Below are 21,075 nucleotides of genomic sequence, written 5' to 3' on the forward strand. Positions count from 1 at the left end.
AGAGTGTGTCACCCGCCGCCGGGCGAGGACCCGGGGCGGCGGGGAGGATGGCGAGGGGACCCAGGAGGGAGCCGCCACCGTGCCCGACGACGTCACACAGATCCGCACCCTCATCACCGACTGGGCCGACGCCGTGCACCGGGGCGACCTCGACGGCGTGCTCGCGGGGCACGCCGAGGACATCGTCATGTACGACGTGCCGCCGCCCCACCACGGCATCCACGGACTGGCCGCCTACGGCGCCGCCTGGCCCCCGTTCTTCGCCTGGCAGGCCCAGGGCGCCTGCTTCGACATCGAGACCCTCGACGTCACCGCCGGCTCCGAGGTCGCCTACGCCCACGCCCTCCTGCGCTGCGCGACCCCCGAGGAACTCGCCGAACACCCCACCCTGCGCCTGCGGCTGACGTTCGGTCTGCGCAAACAGGACGGCCGCTGGCTCGTCGCCCACGAGCACCACTCGTTCCCGCACGACTGACGCACAGGTTGCGCCGATTATCGGACGAAATATGAGGCACCTGGCCGAACTTCGCGCTGCGTACAGACGGGACGCGGGTTAGTTTGTCCGTGTTTTCTGTATTTCCCCAGCTCAAAGCCGTGGGGTCTCAGGAGCCCTACGGCGTGTAGGGGTGAGGGGTGGACGATGACGCAGGGCGTGAACGCCGTGCTGACAGGCGCGCGAAGGCACGAGACGGTGCCCGTGCCCGGCAGGCTCCGGCGGACGCGCGGGGACGCCCTGCTCGCCGGCGTGGCCGCCGCGTTCGTCCTCGCCCAGCTGGCACTCGTACGGCCCGGAATGGGCCTCGGCTGGGATGAGACCGTGTACGTCAGCCAGGTCGGCGCCCAGGCCCCCGCCTCCTACTTCAGCGCCCCACGCGCGCGTGGCGTGTCCCTGCTGGTGGCGCCGATCGCCTCCTGGTCGACGTCCACACCCCTGCTGCGGATCTATCTCGCGGTCCTGTCCGGACTCGCCCTCTACCTCGCACTGCGCGTCTGGCGCGGAGTCTTCCCCGCCCGCGTCCTCGCGGGCGCCGGGGCACTCTTCGCCTCCCTGTGGGTGACGCTCTACTACGGTCCGCAGGCCATGCCCAACTACTGGGTGGCGATCGGCGCCCTGGTGGCCGTGGGCTGCTTCCTGAAGGGCCGGGTGTGGGGCGTGCTGGCGGGCGCCGCCCTGATGGCCCTGATGCGGCCCACCGACGCCGTCTGGGTGACGGTGCCCCTCCTCGTCCTCACGGTCGTGGGCCGACGGTGGCGGCTGCTCGGCGGTCTCGTCGCGGGGCTCGCCCTCGGCGCCGCCCAGTGGGTGATCGAGGCGTACGTCAGCTACGGCGGCCTGGCGCAGCGGCTGCACGAGGGCTCCCGCATCCAGGGCGGGCTCGGCTGGAACTTCGCCGTCGACGACCAGATGAAGAGCCAGGTCGGCCGCACCCTGTGCCGCCCGTGCACCGGCTCGATGCCCCATCCCGCGCTGACCGTGTGGTGGCTGGTCCTCCCGGTGCTCGCCGTCCTCGGCCTGGTCGTCGCCGTCCGCGCCCGGCGCACCGCGCACAGCCTGATCCCGCTGCTCTGCGCCACCACGGCGGCGTTCCCGTACCTGTTCCTGATCGGGTACGCGGCCCCCCGCTTCCTCCTGCCCGCCTACGCCCTGGCCGCGATCCCGATCGCCGACGGCCTCCTCCGTCTCGTGACCGCGCCCGGCGGCGGATGGCGGCCGATGGCCACGACCCTCGTCGCGCTCGGCCTCGCCGCGCACCTGGCGGTGCAGTACGCCGTCGTCGACCGCGTCGTCACCCGCGGCACCACCGACCGCCAGGCCTGGGAGCGGACCGCCGACGAACTCCACCGCCTGGGCGTCAGCCCGCCCTGCGTGCTCACCGGGTACGAGGCGCTGCCCATCGCCTACTACACCGGCTGCTCCTCCGCGGCCGTCAAGGGCCCCAACACCAACTCCACGGCGGCCGAGATCCAGGACGCCGCCCGCCGCGTCCCGGTCGCCCACCTCGTCTACCCGGGCAGCCCTCCCGCCGGGTACGCCCGCGACTGGACCCCGTACCGGCTGGCGGACGGGGCGGACGTACGGGTCGGCCCCGCAGGGGACGGCGGCGGCGCCCGGACGACGTACGGGCCGGACGCACCGGCCGGGGACGGCGGCGGCCCATGACGTCCGAACCGGTCGTCGTCGCCGCCCCTGGCCGAAGACGCGTCTACTGGCACGGCGCGCTCTCGCTCGCCGTCCTGATCGGCGCGGCCTGTCTCGCCCGGCGGCACTGGCCGGTGCTCGAACAAGGGGCCGTGCGGCTCGCCGTCGCCGACCAGGGCTGGCTGCTGGTGGGGGCCACGGCCGCCGCCGCGACCTGGGTCTGCGCGGCACTGGCCCAGCAGGGCGCGGTGGTGCGGCGGCTGCCCCAAGGGCGGCTCGTGGCCGCGCAGTTCGCCGCCTGTGCCGCCAACCACCTGCTGCCGGCCGGGCTCGGCGCGGGCGTGGTCAACCTCCGCTTCCTCATGCGCTGCGGGCTGCCGGCCGGCCGCGCGGCGAGCGCCCTCGCCGTGAAGGGCACCGCGGGGGTGGCCGTCCGGGCCGTCCTGATCGTCGCGCTCACGGTGGCCTGCCCCGGCGTCCTGCGGATGCCGCGGCTCTCGGCGGGCGTGCTCCTCGCGCTGCTTGCCGCGGCCGTCGGCGTGGCCGGTGTGCTGGCCTGGTCGCGGTGCCGGCGCGCGCTGGCCGCCGTGATCGCCGACATCAGGGCCGTGCACGCCAACCCGTCCCGGGCCGCGGCCCTCTGGGGCGGCTCGCTCGCCTTCGCCGCCCTGCACGCCCTCGTCCTGATCGCCGTCACCCAGGCCGTGGCCCTGTCGCTGCCCCCGGCCCGGGTGGCGCTGCTCTATCTCGCCGCCAGCAGCGCCGCCGCCCTGCTGCCCACCCCCGGCGGCCTCGGCTCCCTCGACGCGGCCCTGGCCCTCGCCCTCACCGCCTCGGGCGCCCCGGCCACCGCGGCCGCCTCCGCCGTGCTCGGCTACCGGCTCCTGACGGTGTGGCTGCCGCTGGTGCCGGGCCTCGTGGTGCTCGGGGTGCTGGTGCGGCGCAAGGCGTTGTGAGAGCAACGGGACGCTTCCCGAGGGCAGTTGTGACGACGACCGCGTGTTTCCCGCACGGCGGCTACAGGTAGGACTCGGATGTCGGCCCGGGCAGACGAGGGGGAACGCCATGACGGACAGTGAGCGGGGCGGGCGGTTGGGGGAGGAGTTCTTCACTCCCGGTACCTCGTCCTTCACCGAGTTCCTGGCCGCGCACCGACCGGCGCTGCTGCCCACCCGCAGGCCCTTCCCGGACGGAGTGCGTGCCGCGCCCGACGCCTTCCCGCACGGCACCACCGTGCTGGCCCTCGCCTACCGCGACGGTGTGCTGATCGCCGGCGACCGCCGGGCCACGATGGGCAACCTCATCGCCCAGCGCGACCTGGAGAAGGTGCACCCGGCGGACGACTACACCGCGGTCGCCTTCGCCGGCACCGTCGGCCTCGCACTGGACATGGTGAAGCTGTACCAGGTCGAGCTCAAGCACTTCGAGAAGATCGAGGGCATCCCGATGACCCTCAACGCCAAGGCCCGGCGCCTGGCGGGCATGATCCGGCAGAACCTCGGCCAGGCCATGCAGGGCCTCGCCGTCGTCCCCCTCCTCACCGGCTACGACCACACCGCACCGGACGGCGAGAAGGGCCGCATCTTCAGCTTCGACGTCGCCGGCGGCCTGTACGAGAAGACCGACTTCCACGCCGAGGGCTCCGGCTCGCCCTACGCCCGCGGCGCGCTGAAGAAGCTGTTCCACCGGGGCATGTCCCGCCGGGAGGCCGCGCTCTCCGCCCTCCAGGCCCTCTACGACGCGGCGGACGACGACTCCGCGACCGGCGGCCCCGACATCAACCGCCGGATCTTCCCGATCGTCTCGGTCATCACCGAGGACGGCTTCGAGCGGCTGCCCGAACCGGAGACGGAGGAACTGACCCGCGAGATGGTCGAGCACCGCCGCAGCAGCCCGGACGGCCCGACGGCGACCCCCTGACACCGTCCTGACCGTGGACTTTCCCCTCCCGTGGGGAAGATCTGCCACGGCCTTTACTGCACATGAGTTGCAGGTACTGGAGGATGGCACGAGGCTGCGGTGCGCGGCCGTACGACCGAACGAAAGATCCTCCCCGTATGACGGCCGCCCCTGACTCCGCTCCGCTCTGGTCCCGTGTCCGCGGCTCGATGACACGGGAGGAGTGGATCAGGGTCGGGGGGATGGCCGCGTTCATCGTGGCGCTCCATGTGATCGGCTGGTTCACGCTGGTCGCCCTCGTCGCCCCCGGGCACTACAGCGTCGGCGAGAAGTCCTTCGGCATCGGGATCGGCGTGACCGCCTACACCCTCGGCATGCGGCACGCCTTCGACGCCGACCACATCGCCGCGATCGACAACACCACCCGCAAGCTCATGGGGGAGGGGAAACGGCCCCTGTCGGTGGGGTTCTGGTTCTCCCTGGGCCACTCCAGTGTCGTCTTCGCCCTGACCTTCCTGCTCTCCCTCGGCGTCAAGGCCCTCGCCGGCCCCGTCCGCGACGACGACTCGGGACTCCATGACGTCACCGGCCTGATCGGCACGACGGTCTCCGGCGTCTTCCTCTACGTCATCGCCGGCATCAACCTCGTCATCCTGGCCGGGATCTGGAAGGTGTTCCGCAGGATGCGCTCGGGGAGCTTCGACGAGGCGGCCCTGGAGGAGCAGCTGAACAACCGCGGCTTCATGAACCGGCTCCTCGGCCGCATCATGAAGTCGATCACCGAGTCCTGGCAGATGTACCCCCTCGGCCTCCTCTTCGGCCTCGGCTTCGACACCGCCACCGAGGTCGCGCTGCTCGTCCTCGCGGGCTCGGGCGCCGCGTCCGGGCTGCCCTGGTACGCGATCCTGTGCCTGCCCGTCCTCTTCGCCGCCGGCATGTCCCTGCTGGACACCATCGACGGCACCTTCATGAACTTCGCCTACGGCTGGGCCTTCTCCAAACCGGTCCGCAAGGTCTACTACAACCTCACCGTCACCGGCCTGTCCGTCGCCGTCGCCCTCGTCATCGGCACGGTCGAACTCCTCGGCCTCGTCGCCGAGAAGGCCGACCTGCACGGCCCCTTCTGGGACTGGATCTCCGGCCTCGACCTCAACGCCCTCGGCTTCGTGGTCGTCGCCCTGTTCGTCCTGACCTGGATCGTCGCCCTGCTGGTGTGGAAGTACGGCCGCATCGAGGAGAAGTGGACGGCCGACCTGGCCGACCACTGACGCGGATCAGGCGCGCAGCCCCACTTCCTTCCGCCACTTGACGATCTGCTTGTCCGGCTCGCCCGTGTACGACCAGGGAGTCCGGGTCGCCCGCCGTCCGAGCATCCGGAACAGCGCCCCCGCGATGTCCGGCAGGCCCGCGAGACAGGCCGCGTGGGTCAGGTAGTTGAGGTCGCGGAGCTCGGCGGGGGTGACCTCGGTCTCCGGGCGGCCCGCGATCCAGCGGTGCCAGGTGCGGCGTACGTCGCTGACGGCGCCGTCGTTGCTCCAGTGCTGCGCCAGGGCCACCGAGGACTGCCGTCCTTTGGCGGCGTCCAGGGCGAAGCGGAACTCCTCGACGCGGGCGTACTGGACGAGCACCGGGAGCGCGCAGCCCGGCGGTGCCACGCCGGCCGCGTCGCGCGCGAAGTCGTACATCAGACCGTGCGTGCCGTGCCAGCGGGACGAGTAGTAGTGCAGCACCTGGAGATGGCCCTCCACGCTGTACGGGTCGCGCTGGTGCAACTCGTCCCACCAGCGCGCCAGTTCCTGCCGGCGTACGCCCGAGGGGTACAGCCGGGCCACGGAGATCAGGGAGATCCACGGCGTCGGATCGTCCGGGTACGCGGAAGCGGCCTGGAGGCAGGACGTCACCGCGGTGTCGACGCGGTGCTGCTCGATCGGTACACCCCGGCCCGCGGCGATCGCCACGTTGAACGCCCGGGCCGTCTCCGTAGCCGCCCGCAGCACCAGCGCGTCGGCGCTGTGCGGCTCGGCGGCCAGCCAGGACTCCGCCGTCGAACTGCCCGCGCAGGCCTGGGCCAGGACCCGGACCCGGTGGCCGCGAACCGGCCAGTCGGGGCCGGTGGCCCGCAGCAGCTCCCGCAGGCCCTGCCAGCGGCCGATCACGATGTCCTGGCGGGCCGTGGTGAGGGGCACGTCCCCGAGATCGGGGTCGAAGTCGGGAGCGAAGCGGTCTCGCGCCATCGTCGTCTCCCTCAGAAATCGGTGGGGAGACCCTCATGGGCACGGGACTGCGCGGGCACGGCCCGGTCGGGGACGTACTCCGCCTCGACGGTGCGCGCGGCGTCCAGCTTGGCGGGCCGGTAGTAGTCGCTGCCCTGCCGCCAGTACCAGAGCATCGGGACCAGCCCGACGGCGAGCCCGCCCACGCCGATGCCGACCGCGGCGCCGCTCAGCTCGCCCAGCGACTCGACGAAGACCCAGAACATGAACAGCGCGCCCAGCAGCGGCCACAGCCCGCCGAAGAAGAAGTTCGACGCCGACCTCAGCAGCATCTTCCGGTAGGCGACCACCACCGCGAGGCCCGCGAGACCGTAGTAGACGGCGATCTGGAGACCGATCGCCGAGATCGCGTCGGACAGGATGTCGCCCACCGAGCCCAGCGCGTTGGAGGCGATGAACATCACCAGCGCCACCGCGCCGACCACGGCGATGGCGACCCACGGCGTGTTCCACTCGCGGTGCACCTTGCCCAGCGCGGACGGCATCGTACGGTCGCGGCCCATCGCGAACAGCGAGCGCGTCACCTGGATCAGCGTGGTCTCCAGGGTGGCGATGGTGGACAGCATCACCGCGACGACGAGCAGCTTGCCGCCCCAGCCCGGCCAGACCTCCTCGCCCAGCACCGCCAGCACATTGGCGTCGTTGTCCTGGATCTGCGTCGAGGTCAGCACGACGTTCACCGCGACGGTGAACACCTCGAACAGCAGGAAGACGATCCCGACCCCGATCAGTCCCGCGAGTCCCGTCGTACGACGGCTGTTGCGGGTCTCCTCGCTGAGGTTGCTGGTGACGTCCCAGCCCCAGTAGTAGAACGCGGCGATCAGCGCACCGGACGCGAACCCGGACACGCCGTCGAACTGGTCGAAGCCGAACCAGGACCAGTCGAAGACCCGGGCGTTGTCCGTGTGGAAGAAGGCGAGCACGGCGAACAGGGCCAGTATCACCAGCTCGACACCGGACATCAGGAGCTGGGCGCGGACGGTGAGCCGGGCGCCGCCGAGCACCACGAGGAGCATGATCACGAACCAGGCCGCGCCGACCAGGGTGGACAGCGCGGTGTCGTCGGCGAGGTTCTCGTCGAACAGCGCCAGCGTCATCGAACCGGCGGGCAGCGAGCCGGCCACCATGAAGATGGTCGCCGAGACCACCAGCGCCCAGCCGCTCAGAAAGCCGAGGAAGGGGTGCAGCGTGCGCCCCACCCAGGAGTAACTGGCGCCCGCGTTCACGTCGATACGGCCGAGATAGCTGAACGCCAGCGCGATGCCCAGCATCGGGATCGCGCAGTACAGGAGCGCCGCCGGGCTGGCCAGGCCCACCGCGCCGACGAGCACCGCGGTGGTCGCGGCGATCGAGTAGGCCGGGGCGCTGCCCGCGACGGCCATCACCACCGTGTCGAATGTGCCGAGGGCGTTGGCCTGCAGCCCTCTGCCCCTGTTGTTGCTCATGCGCAAACTGCTTTCCGTCGTGCACGACGCGGGGACGACCAGGCCCCGACGACGTAATGGGGGGTGGGGGGTTGGACCCGCCTCGGACCGGAGGGAGGATGGCCTCGGCCAGGGGCGGCACATGGGGGGCGGCGGACACCGTTCAGCATCGCGTCGGCAGACGGTCACACACCGTGTGTGCGAGTGATGATAGCCCTACCGGGCGCCCTTTCAAGATTGACCGGAAGGCAATCTCCCGGATCCAACTGCCCCGCAGGTCAGGGGCTTTGTCGAGCCCGCAGGTCAGTCCCCGATCCGGTCGATCTGACGGAGTTTGTTGGTGGCGTCGAGAGCGGCGACCTTGTAGGACTCGGCGAGCGTCGGGTAGTTGAACACCGCGTCGACGAGATAGTCGACCGTGCCGCCGCAGCCCATCACCGACTGCCCGATGTGGATGAGCTCGGTGGCCCCCGTCCCGAAGCAGTGCACCCCGAGCAGCGTGCGGTCCTCGGGGGACACCAGCAGCTTCAGCATGCCGTGCGAGTCGCCGATGATCTGGCCGCGCGCCAGCTCCCGATAACGGGATATACCGACCTCGAACGGCACACTCTCCTCGGTGAGTTGGTCCTCCGTCCGCCCCACGAAGCTGATCTCCGGGATGGTGTAGATGCCGATCGGCTGCAACTGGTGCATCTGCCCGACCGGTTCGCCGAAGGCGTGGTACGCCGCCGAACGCCCCTGCTCCATCGAGGTCGCGGCCAGCGCCGGGAACCCGATGACGTCCCCGACGGCGTAGATGTGCGGCACCTCGGTGCGGTAGAACGCGTCGACCGTGATCCGGCCCCGCCGGTCCGCCGACAGGCCCGCCTTGTCCAGGTCGAGTTCGTCGGTGAGGCCCTGCCGGCCCGCCGAGTACATGACGGCGTCGGCGGGGATCTTCTTGCCGCTCTCCAGGATCGTGAGCGTGCCCCGGGGATGCCGCTCGACCGCGGCCACCGTCTCTCCGAAGCGGAAGGTCACGGCGAGGTCCCGCAGGTGGTACTTGAGCGACTCGATCACCTCGACATCGCACATGTCGAGCATCCCCGCGCGCTTCTCCACCACGGTGACCTTGCTGCCGAGCGCGGCGAACATCGACGCGTACTCCATGCCGATGACCCCGGCGCCCACGATGACCATGGAGCGCGGAACCCGTTCCAGGGCAAGGACGTTGTCCGAGTCCATGATGGTCCGGCCGTCGAACTCGACACTGTCGGGACGGGCCGGCCGGGTACCGGTGGCGATCACGATGTGTTCGGCGCTGAGCATCCGTTCATGCCCGGTCACCTCGCGCAGGGCGACGGTGTGCGCGTCGACGAAGCGTCCGGTTCCGGCGAAGAGGGAGACCTGGTTGCGGGAGAGCTGGCTGCGGATGACATCGACCTCGCGGCTGACCACGTGCTGGGTGCGGGCGGTCAGATCGGCGACGGTGATGTCCTCCTTCAGCCGGTAGCTCTGGCCGTACAGATCGCGCTGGGTGAGACCGGTGAGGTACAGCACCGCCTCGCGCAGGGTCTTGGAGGGAATGGTGCCGGTGTGGATGGAGACCCCGCCGACCATGTCGGGGCGGTCGACGACGGCCACCCGGCGGCCCAGCTTGGCCGCGGCGATGGCGGCCTTCTGGCCACCCGGACCGGATCCGATGACGAGCATGTCGAAGTCGGGCACCCTCCGCAGTCTGGCAGCCCGAGGGCCCGCTCCGAAAGGGTGAACCGGCGGACACCGTGCAAGGGTTGGCCCGCGGGGCGACACTGGTGGCATGGGCCATCGACTCGATGACGCGAGCGCACCCGCCCGGCTGGCCGGCCCCGACGAGGGCATCGGCCCGGACGAACTCGCCCTCGCCACCCGCAACCACGGACTGCCCCTGGAGGCCCTGCGCCACGACCTCACCCCGCCGGGCCTGCACTACGTCCTGACGCACTACGACATCCCGTACGTCCCCGACGAGACGGCATGGCGGCTCACCGTCGGCGGCCTGGTCCGCCGCCCGCTGCGGCTGGACCTGGCCGAACTGCGGGCGTTCCCGCAGGTCACCACCCGGGTGACACTGGAGTGCGCGGGCAACGGACGGGCCCTGCTGACGCCCCGCCCGGTGAGCCAGCCCTGGCTCGTCGAGGCGGTCGGCACCGCCGAGTGGACGGGCGTCCCGCTGCGGCTGCTCCTGGAGCGGGCCGGCGTCGAGTCCGGCGCCGTCGACGTGGTCTTCACCGGTGCCGACCACGGGGTGGAGCGCGGGGTCGAGCAGGACTACCAGCGCGCCCTGCCGCTCGCCACGGCCACGGGCGGCGCACCCGAGGTGCTGGTGGCGTACGCCATGAACGGCGCCCCGCTGCCGCCCCAGCACGGCCACCCGCTGCGGCTGGTCGTGCCCGGCTGGTACGGCATGGCGCAGGTGAAGTGGCTGCGTGAAGTGACCGTCACCGACACGCAGTTCACCGGATTCCAGCAGGCCGTCGCCTACCGCGTCCGGCAGCACCCCGAGGACCCCGGCGAACCCGTCACCCGCATCGTGCCCCGCGCCCTGCTGGTGCCGCCGGGATTCCCGGACTTCATGTCCCGGGCCCGCGTGGTCCGGCCTGGCCCGGTGGCGCTGGAGGGGCGCGCGTGGTCGGGGGCGGCGCCCGTGGCGCGGGTCGAGGTGAGCGCCGACGGCGGACACACCTGGGACCGGGCGGAGCTGGAGCCGGACGGCGGGCACCGCTGGGCGTGGCGCCGATGGCGTGCCATGTGGACGGCGACGCCCGGTGAGCATGTGCTGAGCGCGCGGGCCACGGACGAGGACGGGCACACGCAGCCGCTCGAACAGCCGTGGAACCGGGGCGGGTTCGCCAACAACCTGGTCCAGCGGGTGCCCGTGCTCTGCCTGGACGAGGACGCGCCGGACTGACGGGCCCGGTGCGGACCGGGCCCGCGACGGCGCCGGTTCAGGGCAGCAGCTTCTCCAGGGCCGCGGGCCCCTCGGCCTCGATCTTGCGCCTGGCCCATTCCAGGTTGCGCGGGGTCAGGTCCCTGCCTGCGGCAAGCACCACGTCCTCGGGCGACACCTCGGTGCCGGTACGGGTGTGGAGCAGGGCGTCCGGGGTGGCGCGGTCCTCGGACGGCCCGGACGCGTCGGGCTGTGACGTCGGCATGATCTCTGCTCCTCGGGTCGTCAGCGGGTCCGATATCACCATTCACCTGGAGAGCGCGGCGTGCATCCGGAGCGGCCACGGCCGGGATGCCGACGTGATCGGCCGGGCGTCTAATGGGAGTAGCCGGGGGCAGCGAACGAAAGTCCAGGCCATGTCACCCACCCGAGACACCGCAGGGGACGAGGGGACCGCCGCCATCGGGGCACTGCGACGGCTGGGGCAGTGGTGCGCCCGGCACTTCGTGATCGTCATCGTCGCCTGGCTCGTGGCCCTGGTCGCCGTGCAGGCCCTCAACCGGTCCGTCGGCGGTGAGTACCAGGACAACTTCTCCCTCCCGGACGTGCAGTCCCAGCAGGGCCTGGACGTCCTGAAGAAGCACGACCCGGCGGCGGGCGGCTACAGCAGCCAGATCGTCGTCCACGACGGCGACAAGGCCCTCACCGCACTGGACTCCCAGATGTCCACGGCCGTCGCCGACCTGCAGAAGCTGCCGCACGTCCTGGCCGTCCAGAACCCGCTCACCGCCACCGCCTCGCCGGTGGGCCCGCTGTCCTCCGACGCGAAGACCGCCTACGTCACCGTCCGCTTCGACGTCCAGCCCTCCACCCTCGGCGACGACTACCTGCCCGGCGTCGACAAGGCCGTCCAGCCGCTCAGGGCGGCCGGCGCCGACGTCGAGTACGGCGGGCCGCTCGGCGAACTGGCGCGGCCCGCCGCCGACGACCGGGTGAGCGAATTGATCGGTTTCGCCGTGGCGATCGTCGTGCTGCTCGTCGGCTTCGGCAGTGTGATCGCCGCCGGACTGCCCCTGGTGACCGCTTTGATCAGTGTGATCGGCGGCCTCGCCTGTCTGGGACTGCTCGCCTCCGCGTTCACCTTCGCCACCGTCTCGCCGACCCTGGCCACGATGATCGGGCTCGGAGTCGGCATCGACTACGCGCTGTTCCTGATCACCCGCCACCGCCAGAACCTCATGGACGGCGCCGACCCCGTCACCGCCGCGGGCCGGGCCACCGCCACCAGTGGCCGCGCCGTGCTGGTCTCCGGCTGCACGGTCATCGTGGCGCTCGCCGGACTGTCCGCGTCCGGCGTGACCTTCATCGGCAAACTCGGGCTCGCCGCGGCCGTCACGGTCGTCTCCGCCGTCCTCGGCGCCCTCACCCTGGTCCCGGCCCTGCTCGGCCTGATCGGTACCCGGATCGACCGCTACCGGGTCCGCCGCCCCGTCGCCGAGACCGACGCCGAGCCGGGCGCGACCCCGCACGGCACCTGGCACCGCTACGCGCAGCGCGTCGAACACCACCCCTGGCGCTATCTGGCCGCGGGCGTCACCGCCGTGGTCGTCCTCGCCATCCCGGTGTTCTCCATCCAGCTCGGCCACATCGGCGACGGCGCCGACCCCAGGTCCTTCACCGACCGGCGCGCCTACGACCTGATGACCGACGCCTTCGGCCCCGGATCCAACGGTCCGCTCACCGTCGTCATCGACCAGAGCGGCGTCCCCGACTCCGGGCGCTCCGCCCTCGCGAGCCAGGCCCAGAAGACCCTCGACGGCGTGTCCGGCGCGGCCGCCGTCACCCCGCTGACACCCACCAAGGACGGCGACGTCCTCATCGGCACCGTCTACTCGAAAACCTCACCGCAGAGCGCCGACACCACCGACCTGACCAACCGCCTGGTCGACGACACCCTGCCCGCCGCGGTCACCGGCACCGACGCCCAGGGCTATGTCACCGGCACGACCGCGGCCCAGGTCGACTTCCGCGACATCGTCTCCAGCCGGCTGCCGCTGATCATCGGCGTGGTGGTCGCGCTGGCCTTCCTGATCATCCTCGCCGTCTTCCGCGGCCTGCTCGTCGCCGTGAAGGCGGCCGTCCTCAACGTCCTGTCCATCGCCGCCTCGTACGGTGTCGTCGTCGCCGTCTTCCAGTGGGGCTGGGGCGGACCCGCGCTCGGGGTCTCCGGCAAGGTGCCCATCGAGAGCTATGTGCCGATGATGATGTTCGCGATCATCTTCGGGCTGAGCATGGACTACGAGATCTTCCTGCTCTCCCGGGTGCACGAGGCCTGGGTGCGCACCGGGAACGCCGAGGCGTCGGTCGCCCACGCGCTGGAGATCACCGCCCGTGTCATCACCTGCGCGGCACTGATCATGGTGAGCGTCTTTGCCGCGTTCATCGTCAGCGACAACATCGTGGTCAAGATGCTCGGACTGGGCCTCGCCGTGAGCGTCCTGATCGACGCGACCGTCGTACGGCTGCTCATGGTCCCGGCGGTCATGACCCTCCTGGGCCGGCACGCCTGGTGGACACCCCGCTGGCTGGACCGGGTCCTGCCGCACATCGACGCCGAGGGGGAGCACGAGGCGGCGGCCGCCAGACCGAAGGTCATGCAGGGCTGAGGACGAGCATCGTCACGTCGTCCAGCACGGTCCCGCAGTGTCCGGTGACGTCGCGCCACACCCGCCGCACCATGACCGCCGGTTCGTCGTCGGCGAACCCGGGGAGCCGCTCCAGCAGCGGGTAGAAGTCCCCGGCCGCGCTCCGGGCCTCCGAGACCCCGTCGGAGGCGAGGAAGAGCCGGTCGCCCGCCCGCAACGGCACCGTGAGCCCCCGCGGCACCCCCGCCCCGGCCAGCCCGAGCCCCAGCGGCACACCCGCCGTCACCTCCAGCTCGACGGCCCGCCCGTCCCGCAGCAGCACGGGCGCCGGATGCCCGCACACCACGACCCGCACGGAGCGCGCGTCGGGCGCGAACTCCAGCAGCACCGCCGTCGCGAACAGCTCCGCGTGCGGCACGTCCGCCGAGTCCACCACCAGCCGCCGGTCGAGCCGCGCCGCGACCGACTCCGGGTCCGGCTGGTCGAGCACCGCCTCCCGGAAGGCGCCCAGCAGCGAGGCGACCGTGGCCACGGCCGACAGCCCGTGCCCCTGCACATCGCCCATCACCGCACGCACCCCGTAAGGGCCCTGCCGTACGTCGAAGAAGTCCCCGCCCACCAGGGTCCCGCGCTGCGCCGCCCGGTACAGGCCCGTGCACTCCACCGGCCCCACCCGTTCCGGCAGCGGCGGAACGACGGCCCGCTGGGCGGCCTCCGCGACGGCGCGCTCGGTGACCAGCTGGGCGTCACGCCGGCTGCGGACGAATGACACGAGCACACTCAGCGCCGCCACGAAGCTCACGGTGAGCAGATCGGTGGTGCCGGGGTCGTTGAGCTGGAACGCCGGGACGACCAGCACGGTCACCACCAGCGCGCCGAGCAGCGCGGTCGCGAGGGGCCCGTACGACAGCACGGCCAGCGGCGGGATGGCGCCCAGCAGGAAGCCGATGTCGAGCGGGGCGGTACTGGTCAGGGTCGCCGCGCACACCCCCGCGAGCAGGGCGGGCGGCAGGATCCGCACCCAGCCGGGCGGCGGGGCGCCGTGCAGCCAGCCCCGCCGGTCCCAGTCCCGGAGATCCCGGATGACGTGCGCCTTTCCCACGCCTCCACGCTCCTACGGCCGGGCCCGCCGCGCACGCCGAGTGAGCCGCCGCGTAAATCCGGTGGACGCGCGCCCCGATGATCTCCTAGCGTGTGCGTGTCACGCCCCGAGACGAGACGGAAGGAGGCGAGAGCCATGCAGTTCATCCACATCCAGCGCTCCCTTCCCGTTGCCCCCGGCGTGTGCATCTGACCTTCCCGGGAGCGCTCCACGCAGTTCACATCCCGGAGGAATCCATGACCGCTCTGGTCATCCGCGCTCTCGACGAGAGCACCGCCCACGAGTTCGACTCCCTGCCCGACCCGCTCGGCGTGCGCGAAGCACACCCGCTGACCCAACACCGCCCCGAATGGCAGCGCGTGGCGGTGCGCGACGGCCGGATCGTCGCCCGCGCCGCCTGGTGGGGCGGCCCCGACGACACCGAACCGCTCTGCGTCGACCGGCTCGACCTGGCCGAAGGCGAGACGGAGGCGGCCGCCGAACTCCTGCGCACGGCGCTCTGGCAGGTCGACATCGACTTCAGCCTCCCGCCCGGCTGGCGCGAGGACCCGGCGCTCCGCGCGGCCGTCGAGGCCCGCTTCGCCGCCGCACGCTCCGCCGGGTACGAGCTCCTGGTCGAGCGCTTCAAGTACAACTGGACCCCCGAGTGCGGTCTGCCGGAGCGACCGGGCCGTCTGGTCTTCGCCGCCGAACCGGACGACGCGGTCTTCTTCGACGCGCTGCGCCGCATCCACTCCGCGACCCTGGACGCCCACACGCTCAAGACCATCGCCGAGGGCGGCCTCGACCGGGCGGCCCAGGAGGAGCTCGACTTCTTCCGCTGGTGCCCGTCCCCGCGCGCGTGGTGGCAGGTCGCCCGGACACCGGAGGGCGACCTGGTGGGCATCCATGTCCCGGCCCGCAACCACCAGGCCCCGATCGTCGGCTTCATCGGCGTCGTCCCCGAACAGCGCGGCCACGGCTACGCCTACGACCTGCTGACCGAGTGCACCCACTTCCTCGCGGAGCAGGGCGCCGACCGCATCGTCGCCGACACGGACCAGGGCAACCTGCCGATGGCCGCGCACTTCGCCAAGGTCGGCTACCCGGTCACGAGGGAGAGGGTGAACTTCCACCGCCCCGCCGACCAGGGGTAGGAAGCCCGGTAGAAGGCCCGACTGTCAGTGCCGGATGGCAAGGTGTCGGTGAGCAGCGGCACCAGGTGGCGGAGGCGGAGTTGGGGTTCGACGGCCAGGTCTGGCATCTGCGGCATCCGCACAGCGGCGACGAGCCGGTGGGGGAGATCCTGATCGACGACGCCGACTTCCCCTGGCTGTCGGGCCGCTTCACCGCCGCACCCGCCTTCGACGCCCTCCGAGAGCTGTTCGCGCGCGAACTCGCCTTGGTGGAAGGGGGCGAGGGGGAGGAGTGGGAGCGGGTCTACGACGAGATCAGGCGACGTGTGTCCCTGTGCTCGCCGGACGGCCCGGTCCCCGAGTTCCTGCTGCACATCGACGGGGACCGGGCCTGGTTCCGGTGGAGCGACGAACCGTTCGACGAATAGGTGACGAGGACCTGTATGCAGAGCGCAGCGGTGTCAATCGCGGAGACCTACGCACTCGGTGACGGACCGTGGACCTTCACACCCGTCACGCGCGGCGCGCTGGGGCAGATCTGGAAGCTGTCCGGGCCCGACTCGGCCTGGGCGGTGAAGGAACTGCTCTTCGGCTGCGACGAGGAACAGGTCCGGCGGGAGGCCGCGCTGCGCGACGCCTCGGAGAAGCTGGGGATCTCGGCGCCCCGGCTACTCCCGAACCGCGACGGCACCCATGTCACGCGGCTCACCGGCTCCCACGTGAAGCTGTACGACTGGGTCGACGGCACCGAGGCGGACCCCTCGGACCCGGCACTGCTGAGCTGGTGCGGCCGAACCCTCGCCCTCCTCCACCGGGCCGGAGAGGGGGCGCGCGAGACACCGGACGCCTGGTACGAGGAGTGTCCCCAGGACGCCGACTGGACGAGGCTGCACGCGGAGATCCGCCGGGCCGGGCTGCCGTGGGCGGACACGCTCGGCCGGTTCATCGACACCCGGATACCGGAGCTCGCCCGCCACGTCTCCGCCTCCGGCCCGGCCGACGTGGTGACATCGCACCTCGACATGCGGCCCCAGAACGTCCTGGTCGGCCCGGCCGGTCCCATCCTCCTCGACTGGGACAACGCCGGGCCCGTCTCGGCGGAACGCGAACTCGCCCGTGCCGTGTACGTGTGGGCGGGCGGCAACGACTTCTCGGCCGACGCCGCCCGACGGCTCGTGCGGGCGTACGTCGACGCGGGAGGCCGGGCGACGGTGAAGAGCCTGGACTCGTTCTCCATGCTGATCGCGACCGACCTGAACTTCGTGCGCGTCCAGGCCGAGTGCGCGATCGACCCCCATGTGACCCCGGAACAGCGCGAGTTCGGAAGCCGGATGGCCGTCGAGACGCTGGCGAGCCTGCCGGACCCGGCCGCCCTCGCCCGACTGACGGAGGCCGTCGCCACCGAGTGGTGATCGGCCTCAGTGGGTGAACGGCGCCCCGGTGTCAGCGACCGGCAGGGCCTCCGCGCCGACTGGCGGCCCCGACTCCCGGTGGGCGGTCCCTCCGGTCGGCTGGCGGCCCCGACTCCCGGCGAGCGGCCGTTCCGGCCGACTGGCAGCCTCAACACCGGGCAAGCAGCCCCTCCGTACCGACTCGCGGCCCCACACCCGGCAAGCAGCCCCACCGCACCGACCGCCGGCCATCCTCACCCCGTGAGCATCCCCTCCGCCGTCGACAGGATCTCCGTGACCCGCAGCCCGAACGCGGCGTCGCACGGATGCGGGCGGCCGGTGCGGGCGGCGGCGAGCAGGGCGTCCGCGGCGCGTTCGAGCGCGGGGACCGCGCCGTCCGGGCTGCGCGGGAGCAGCGCCACCCCGGCCTCGCCCCGCAGTTCCACGGAGGCTCCCGCCGCCGCGGGCGGGGCCGTCAGGCTCAGCGTGAGGGTGCTCGACGCGCCACCGGTGTGTTCGAGGACCAGGTGCACGGTGTCCGCGGGACCGTGCGCGGCCGCCGCGACCTGCCGTACGTCACCCAGGACCGGTAGCAGCACCGACAGGGCGTGCGGGCCCACGTCCCACAGCGCGCCCTTCTCCCGCCGCCACGGGGACGCCCCGAACGGGCTGTCCGTGGTGAACACCGCGCCGAGCCACTCGGCCCGCGCGGTGAACCAGCCCTCGACGGCGGCCTGTTCGGTGATCCATGCCTCGGTGACGCTCTGGAACCTGGTGGTGAAGAAGACGACCGAGGCGACCTGGGCCTCCCGCACCGCCTCCACCACGGCCCGGCCCTCCTCGACCGTCGGCGCGAGCGGCTTGTCCAGCAGCAGATGGCAGCCCGCCCGCGCCGCCCGCACCGCGAGGCCGGCCTGCACGGCGGGCGGCAGGGCCACCGCGACGGCGTCCACGTCGGCGAACAGCGCGTCGACGTCGTCGTAGGCCCGGGTGCCGAACCGGCCCGCCAACTCCTTGGCGGCGTCCGGGCGACGCCCCCACACCCCGGCGAACTCCAGCTCGCCGTGCCGGCTCAGGGCGGGCGCGTGCGCCCCCTCGGCCCAGGGGCCCGTGCCGAGCAGTCCGATGCGCATACCGCCGCCTTTCCACACCGCCGAACAGGGAACGACCGGTCGAAGGGGAGCGTGCCACACGCACCCGAAGGCCGCGCAACCAAGTGGAGGACAAGGACCGAACCGGCCCTGACACACGCCGCAATTCAGGCCTGTGAGTGCTGAATGCGTTCACTTTCTTCTATTGGACCTCCGGCCGCGGACCGGGCCAGGCTGGTGCCCGTACGCCGTGGCGAAACCGCTTGCCGCACCCACCCGCCGGAATGAGGTCACGACCCATGCCCACACGACGCATCGGTGATGTCGAGGTCAGCGCCATAGGCCTGGGCGGGATGCCCATGTCGATCGAGGGGCGGCCCGACGAGGCGCGTTCCCTGGCCACCCTGCACGCCGCCCTCGACGCGGGCGTCACCCTCATCGACACCGCGGACGCCTACCACCGCGACGCCGACGAGGTCGGCCACAACGAGACCCTGATCGCCAAGGCCCTCTCCTCCCACGAGCGGGGCGCGGACGTCCTGGTCGCCACCAAGGGCGGCCATCTGCGGCCCGGCGACGGCAGCTGGACCCTCGACGGCAGCCCGAAGCACCTCAAGGAGGCCTGCGAGGCGTCCCTGCGCCGGCTCGGCGTGGAGGCCATCGGGCTGTACCAGTTCCACCGGCCCGACCCGCGCGTGCCGTACGCGGAGTCGGTCGGCGCCGTACGGGACCTGCTGGACGAGGGGAAGATCCGGCTCGCGGGGATCTCCAACGCGAACCCGGAGCAGATCCGGCAGGCCCAGGACATCCTCGGGGGCCGGCTGGTCTCCGTGCAGAACCAGTTCTCCCCGGCGTTCCGCTCCAGCGAGCCGGAGCTGCGCCTGTGCGACGAACTCGGCATCACTTTCCTGCCCTGGAGCCCCCTGGGCGGGATCTCCCGGGCCCGTGAACTGGGCTCCGCCTACGCGCCGTTCGCCCGGATCGCCGAGGAGCACGGGGTGAGCCCGCAGCGTGTGTGCCTGGCATGGATGCTCGCCAAGTCACCGGTCGTCGTACCGATCCCGGGCGCCAGCCGCCCGGAGACGATCCGTGACTCGGTCGCCGCGGCCGAACTCGTTCTCACGGCCGAGGAGATCGCCGCGCTCGACGCGGTGTAGAGCGGGGCGAGGTGGGGAGAAAGCGCTTGCTGGCAGGCTGCGTGCTTGCCAGGAAGCCGCTTGCCGGCAGGTCGCCGGCCGGAGACCTGCTGATCCGGACCCTCGGAAGGAACCACCGCCAATGGCCTCGCCGTTGGAGAGACCGCTCGACCACCGCTACCGGGGCGAGCACCCTGTCCGCACCCTCGCCTACCTGTTCCGCGCCGACCGCGGCCGCCTCGCCGCCGCGGTCGGCATCTTCACCGTCAAGCACAGCCCGGTCTGGCTGCTGCCGCTGATCACCGCGTCCATCATCGACACCGTCGTCGAGCACGGGCCGATCGGCCGACTCTGGCTGAGCACCGGGATCATTCTGCTGATCCTGCTGGTCAACTACCCCCTGCACGTCCTCTATGTCCGCCTCCTGTACGGCAGCGTCCGCCGCATGGGCACCTCCCTGCGCTCCGCGCTCTGCACCCGGATGCAGCAGCTGTCCATCGGCTACCACTCCCGCGTCAGCGCCGGTGTGCTCCAGGCCAAGGTCGTACGGGACGTGGAGACCGTGGAGCAGATGGTGCAGCAGACCGCGGAGACCGGGCTCGGCGCGGGCACCGTCCTCATCGGCGGCCTCGTCATCATCGGTGTGCGCACACCGGAGTTCCTGCCGGTGTTCCTCGTCGTCGTGCCCGCCGCCGCGCTCGTCGTGGCCCGCCTCAGGGCCCGGCTGCGCACCCACAACGAGCACTTCCGCCACGAGGTGGAGACCCTCTCGTCCCGCGTGACCGAGATGACCCGGCTCATCCCGGTCACCCGCGCCCACGGCCTGGAGCGCAAGGCACTGCGCCGCATGGACGGCACCCTCGACCGGCTGCTCACCTCGGGCAACCGGCTCGACCTCGTCAACGGCCGCTTCGGCTCGCTGGCCTGGGTCGTGCTCAACGTCGTCGGTGTGCTCGTCCTCGCCGGTGCGGCGCTGGTGTCGTACCACGGCGTCTGGGGCGTCACCCCCGGCGACGTCGTGATGCTCAGCGCCTTCCTGACCACGCTCACCAACTCGACGACGACGCTGGCGGGTCTCGCTCCGGTGATCACCAAGGGCCTGGAGTCCGTGCGTTCGGTCGGCGAGGTCCTCCAGGCGCCCGAACTGGAGGACAACGAGGGCAAGTCGCAGGTGTCCGAGGTGCGCGGGGCCGTGGCCTTCGAGCGGGTCGGGCACGCCTACACGGACGGCGAACGGCCCGCCGTGCACGACTTCACCCTCTCCGTGCGGCCGGGGGAGACCATCGCCCTGGTCGGCGCGTCCGGCGCGGGCAAGTCCACCGTGCTCAACCTCGTCATCGGCTTCATCCGCCCGACCTCCGGCCGGCTGCTGCTCGACGGCACCGACATGAACGGCCTCGACCTGCGCACCTACCGGCGGTACGTCTCCGTCGTGCCGCAGGAGTCGATCCTCTTCGACGGCACGATCCGCGAGAACGTCGCCTACGGCATGGAGGACGAGGCCGACGAGGAGGCGGTGCGGGCCGCGCTGCGGGACGCCAACGCGCTGGAGTTCGTCGAGCGGCTCCCGCAGGGCCTGGACACGGTCGTCGGCGAGCGCGGCGCCCGGCTGTCGGGCGGCCAGCGGCAGCGGCTCGCCATCGCGCGCGCCCTGATCAGGGACCCCAGGGTGCTGGTCCTTGACGAGGCGACCTCGGCCCTCGACACCCGCTCCGAGGCCCTGGTGCAGCAGGCGCTCGCCCGGCTGCTGCGCGGCCGTACCACGTTCGTGGTGGCGCACCGGCTGTCCACCGTGCGGGGCGCCGACCGGATCGTCGTGATGGGCGACGGCCGGATCCAGGAGATCGGCACGCACGAGGAACTCCTGTCGCGGGGCGGGGCGTACACGGCCCTGCACAGCGGCCAGGTCGCCTGAGGCAGGCGTCGGACGTCGGGCGACCTGGCGGCAGGG

18 protein-coding genes are annotated in these 21,075 nt (G+C 72.1%); 12 read left to right on the forward strand and 6 right to left on the reverse strand.

The window, feature by feature from the left end; translation table 11 throughout:
• Positions 1-79 precede the first annotated feature (79 nt).
• The 5 genes from ABZ928_RS47115 to ABZ928_RS47135 all read left to right on the forward strand — a co-directional run bounded on the left by ABZ928_RS47115 (position 80) and on the right by ABZ928_RS47135 (position 5,307).
• On the forward strand, positions 80-475 hold the full coding sequence (locus ABZ928_RS47115) for an SgcJ/EcaC family oxidoreductase (RefSeq protein WP_361534180.1): 396 nt from the start codon (positions 80-82) through the stop codon (positions 473-475).
• Between the two features lie 165 nt (positions 476-640).
• Complete coding sequence (locus tag ABZ928_RS47120; protein ID WP_361534183.1) at positions 641-2,161, forward strand: hypothetical protein; 1,521 nt, start codon at positions 641-643, stop codon at positions 2,159-2,161.
• Positions 2,158-3,096 (forward strand): lysylphosphatidylglycerol synthase domain-containing protein, encoded by a 939-nt coding sequence (locus ABZ928_RS47125; protein WP_361534186.1) that lies wholly within the window; start codon positions 2,158-2,160, stop codon positions 3,094-3,096. The genes ABZ928_RS47120 and ABZ928_RS47125 overlap by 4 nt, the downstream gene beginning before the upstream one ends.
• Positions 3,097-3,205: 109 nt before the next feature.
• Complete coding sequence (prcB, locus tag ABZ928_RS47130; RefSeq protein ID WP_361534189.1) at positions 3,206-4,060, forward strand: proteasome subunit beta; 855 nt, start codon at positions 3,206-3,208, stop codon at positions 4,058-4,060.
• Between the two features lie 188 nt (positions 4,061-4,248).
• Positions 4,249-5,307: a HoxN/HupN/NixA family nickel/cobalt transporter gene (locus tag ABZ928_RS47135; RefSeq protein ID WP_361534420.1), complete on the forward strand. Its 1,059-nt coding sequence runs from the start codon at positions 4,249-4,251 to the stop codon at positions 5,305-5,307.
• Positions 5,308-5,313: 6 nt separating this feature from the next.
• Here the strand turns inward: ABZ928_RS47135 and ABZ928_RS47140 are convergent, their stop codons facing one another.
• The 3 genes from ABZ928_RS47140 to sthA all read right to left on the reverse strand — a co-directional run bounded on the left by ABZ928_RS47140 (position 5,314) and on the right by sthA (position 9,443).
• Entirely contained in the window at positions 5,314-6,273 is a 960-nt protein-coding gene (locus ABZ928_RS47140) for a hypothetical protein (RefSeq protein WP_361534192.1), read from the reverse strand.
• Between the two features lie 11 nt (positions 6,274-6,284).
• A complete protein-coding gene (locus ABZ928_RS47145; protein WP_361534195.1) occupies positions 6,285-7,757 on the reverse strand; it encodes an APC family permease in 1,473 nt (490 codons plus the stop codon).
• Positions 7,758-8,039: 282 nt separating this feature from the next.
• On the reverse strand, positions 8,040-9,443 hold the full coding sequence (gene sthA / locus ABZ928_RS47150) for a Si-specific NAD(P)(+) transhydrogenase (protein ID WP_361534198.1): 1,404 nt from the start codon (positions 9,441-9,443) through the stop codon (positions 8,040-8,042).
• Between the two features lie 91 nt (positions 9,444-9,534).
• Here sthA and ABZ928_RS47155 point away from each other — a divergent pair, with 91 nt between their 5' ends.
• Positions 9,535-10,665, forward strand: a complete 1,131-nt coding sequence (locus tag ABZ928_RS47155) for a sulfite oxidase (RefSeq protein ID WP_361534201.1) — start codon at positions 9,535-9,537, stop codon at positions 10,663-10,665.
• Between the two features lie 37 nt (positions 10,666-10,702).
• Here ABZ928_RS47155 and ABZ928_RS47160 read toward each other — a convergent pair whose 3' ends face one another.
• Complete coding sequence (locus ABZ928_RS47160) at positions 10,703-10,909, reverse strand: hypothetical protein (RefSeq protein ID WP_361534204.1); 207 nt, start codon at positions 10,907-10,909, stop codon at positions 10,703-10,705.
• 151 nt (positions 10,910-11,060) lie between these two features.
• Between ABZ928_RS47160 and ABZ928_RS47165 the strand changes: the two genes are divergently transcribed.
• Complete coding sequence (locus tag ABZ928_RS47165; RefSeq protein WP_361534207.1) at positions 11,061-13,310, forward strand: MMPL family transporter; 2,250 nt, start codon at positions 11,061-11,063, stop codon at positions 13,308-13,310.
• On the opposite strand, the gene ABZ928_RS47170 is transcribed toward ABZ928_RS47165, so the two are convergent.
• Complete coding sequence (locus ABZ928_RS47170; protein ID WP_361534210.1) at positions 13,297-14,391, reverse strand: PP2C family protein-serine/threonine phosphatase; 1,095 nt, start codon at positions 14,389-14,391, stop codon at positions 13,297-13,299. The genes ABZ928_RS47165 and ABZ928_RS47170 overlap by 14 nt on opposite strands.
• Before the next feature lie 236 nt (positions 14,392-14,627).
• Here ABZ928_RS47170 and ABZ928_RS47175 point away from each other — a divergent pair, with 236 nt between their 5' ends.
• From ABZ928_RS47175 to ABZ928_RS47185, 3 genes are all read left to right on the forward strand, one after another.
• Positions 14,628-15,527 (forward strand): GNAT family N-acetyltransferase, encoded by a 900-nt coding sequence (locus tag ABZ928_RS47175; protein WP_361534213.1) that lies wholly within the window; start codon positions 14,628-14,630, stop codon positions 15,525-15,527.
• An 80-nt stretch (positions 15,528-15,607) separates the two neighbouring features.
• Entirely contained in the window at positions 15,608-15,934 is a 327-nt protein-coding gene (locus ABZ928_RS47180; RefSeq protein WP_361534423.1) for a hypothetical protein, read from the forward strand.
• 15 nt (positions 15,935-15,949) lie between these two features.
• Entirely contained in the window at positions 15,950-16,918 is a 969-nt protein-coding gene (locus tag ABZ928_RS47185) for an aminoglycoside phosphotransferase family protein (protein ID WP_361534216.1), read from the forward strand.
• Between the two features lie 233 nt (positions 16,919-17,151).
• Here ABZ928_RS47185 and ABZ928_RS47190 read toward each other — a convergent pair whose 3' ends face one another.
• Positions 17,152-18,030, reverse strand: coding sequence for a Gfo/Idh/MocA family oxidoreductase (locus ABZ928_RS47190; protein ID WP_361534219.1), 879 nt, complete (start codon positions 18,028-18,030; stop codon positions 17,152-17,154).
• A 257-nt stretch (positions 18,031-18,287) separates the two neighbouring features.
• On the opposite strand from ABZ928_RS47190, the gene ABZ928_RS47195 reads away from it, so the two are divergent.
• Both ABZ928_RS47195 and ABZ928_RS47200 read left to right on the forward strand, forming a co-directional pair.
• The gene (locus ABZ928_RS47195; RefSeq protein WP_361534222.1) at positions 18,288-19,145 is read left to right on the forward strand and encodes an aldo/keto reductase; all 858 of its coding nucleotides are present in this window, start codon (positions 18,288-18,290) and stop codon (positions 19,143-19,145) included.
• Positions 19,146-19,266: 121 nt separating this feature from the next.
• Positions 19,267-21,039, forward strand: coding sequence for an ABC transporter ATP-binding protein (locus ABZ928_RS47200; protein ID WP_361534225.1), 1,773 nt, complete (start codon positions 19,267-19,269; stop codon positions 21,037-21,039).
• Positions 21,040-21,075 lie beyond the last annotated feature (36 nt).

The sequence above is a fragment of the Streptomyces sp. NPDC046909 genome (genome assembly GCF_040644695.1).
Taxonomy (GTDB): Bacteria; Actinomycetota; Actinomycetes; order Streptomycetales; family Streptomycetaceae; genus Streptomyces.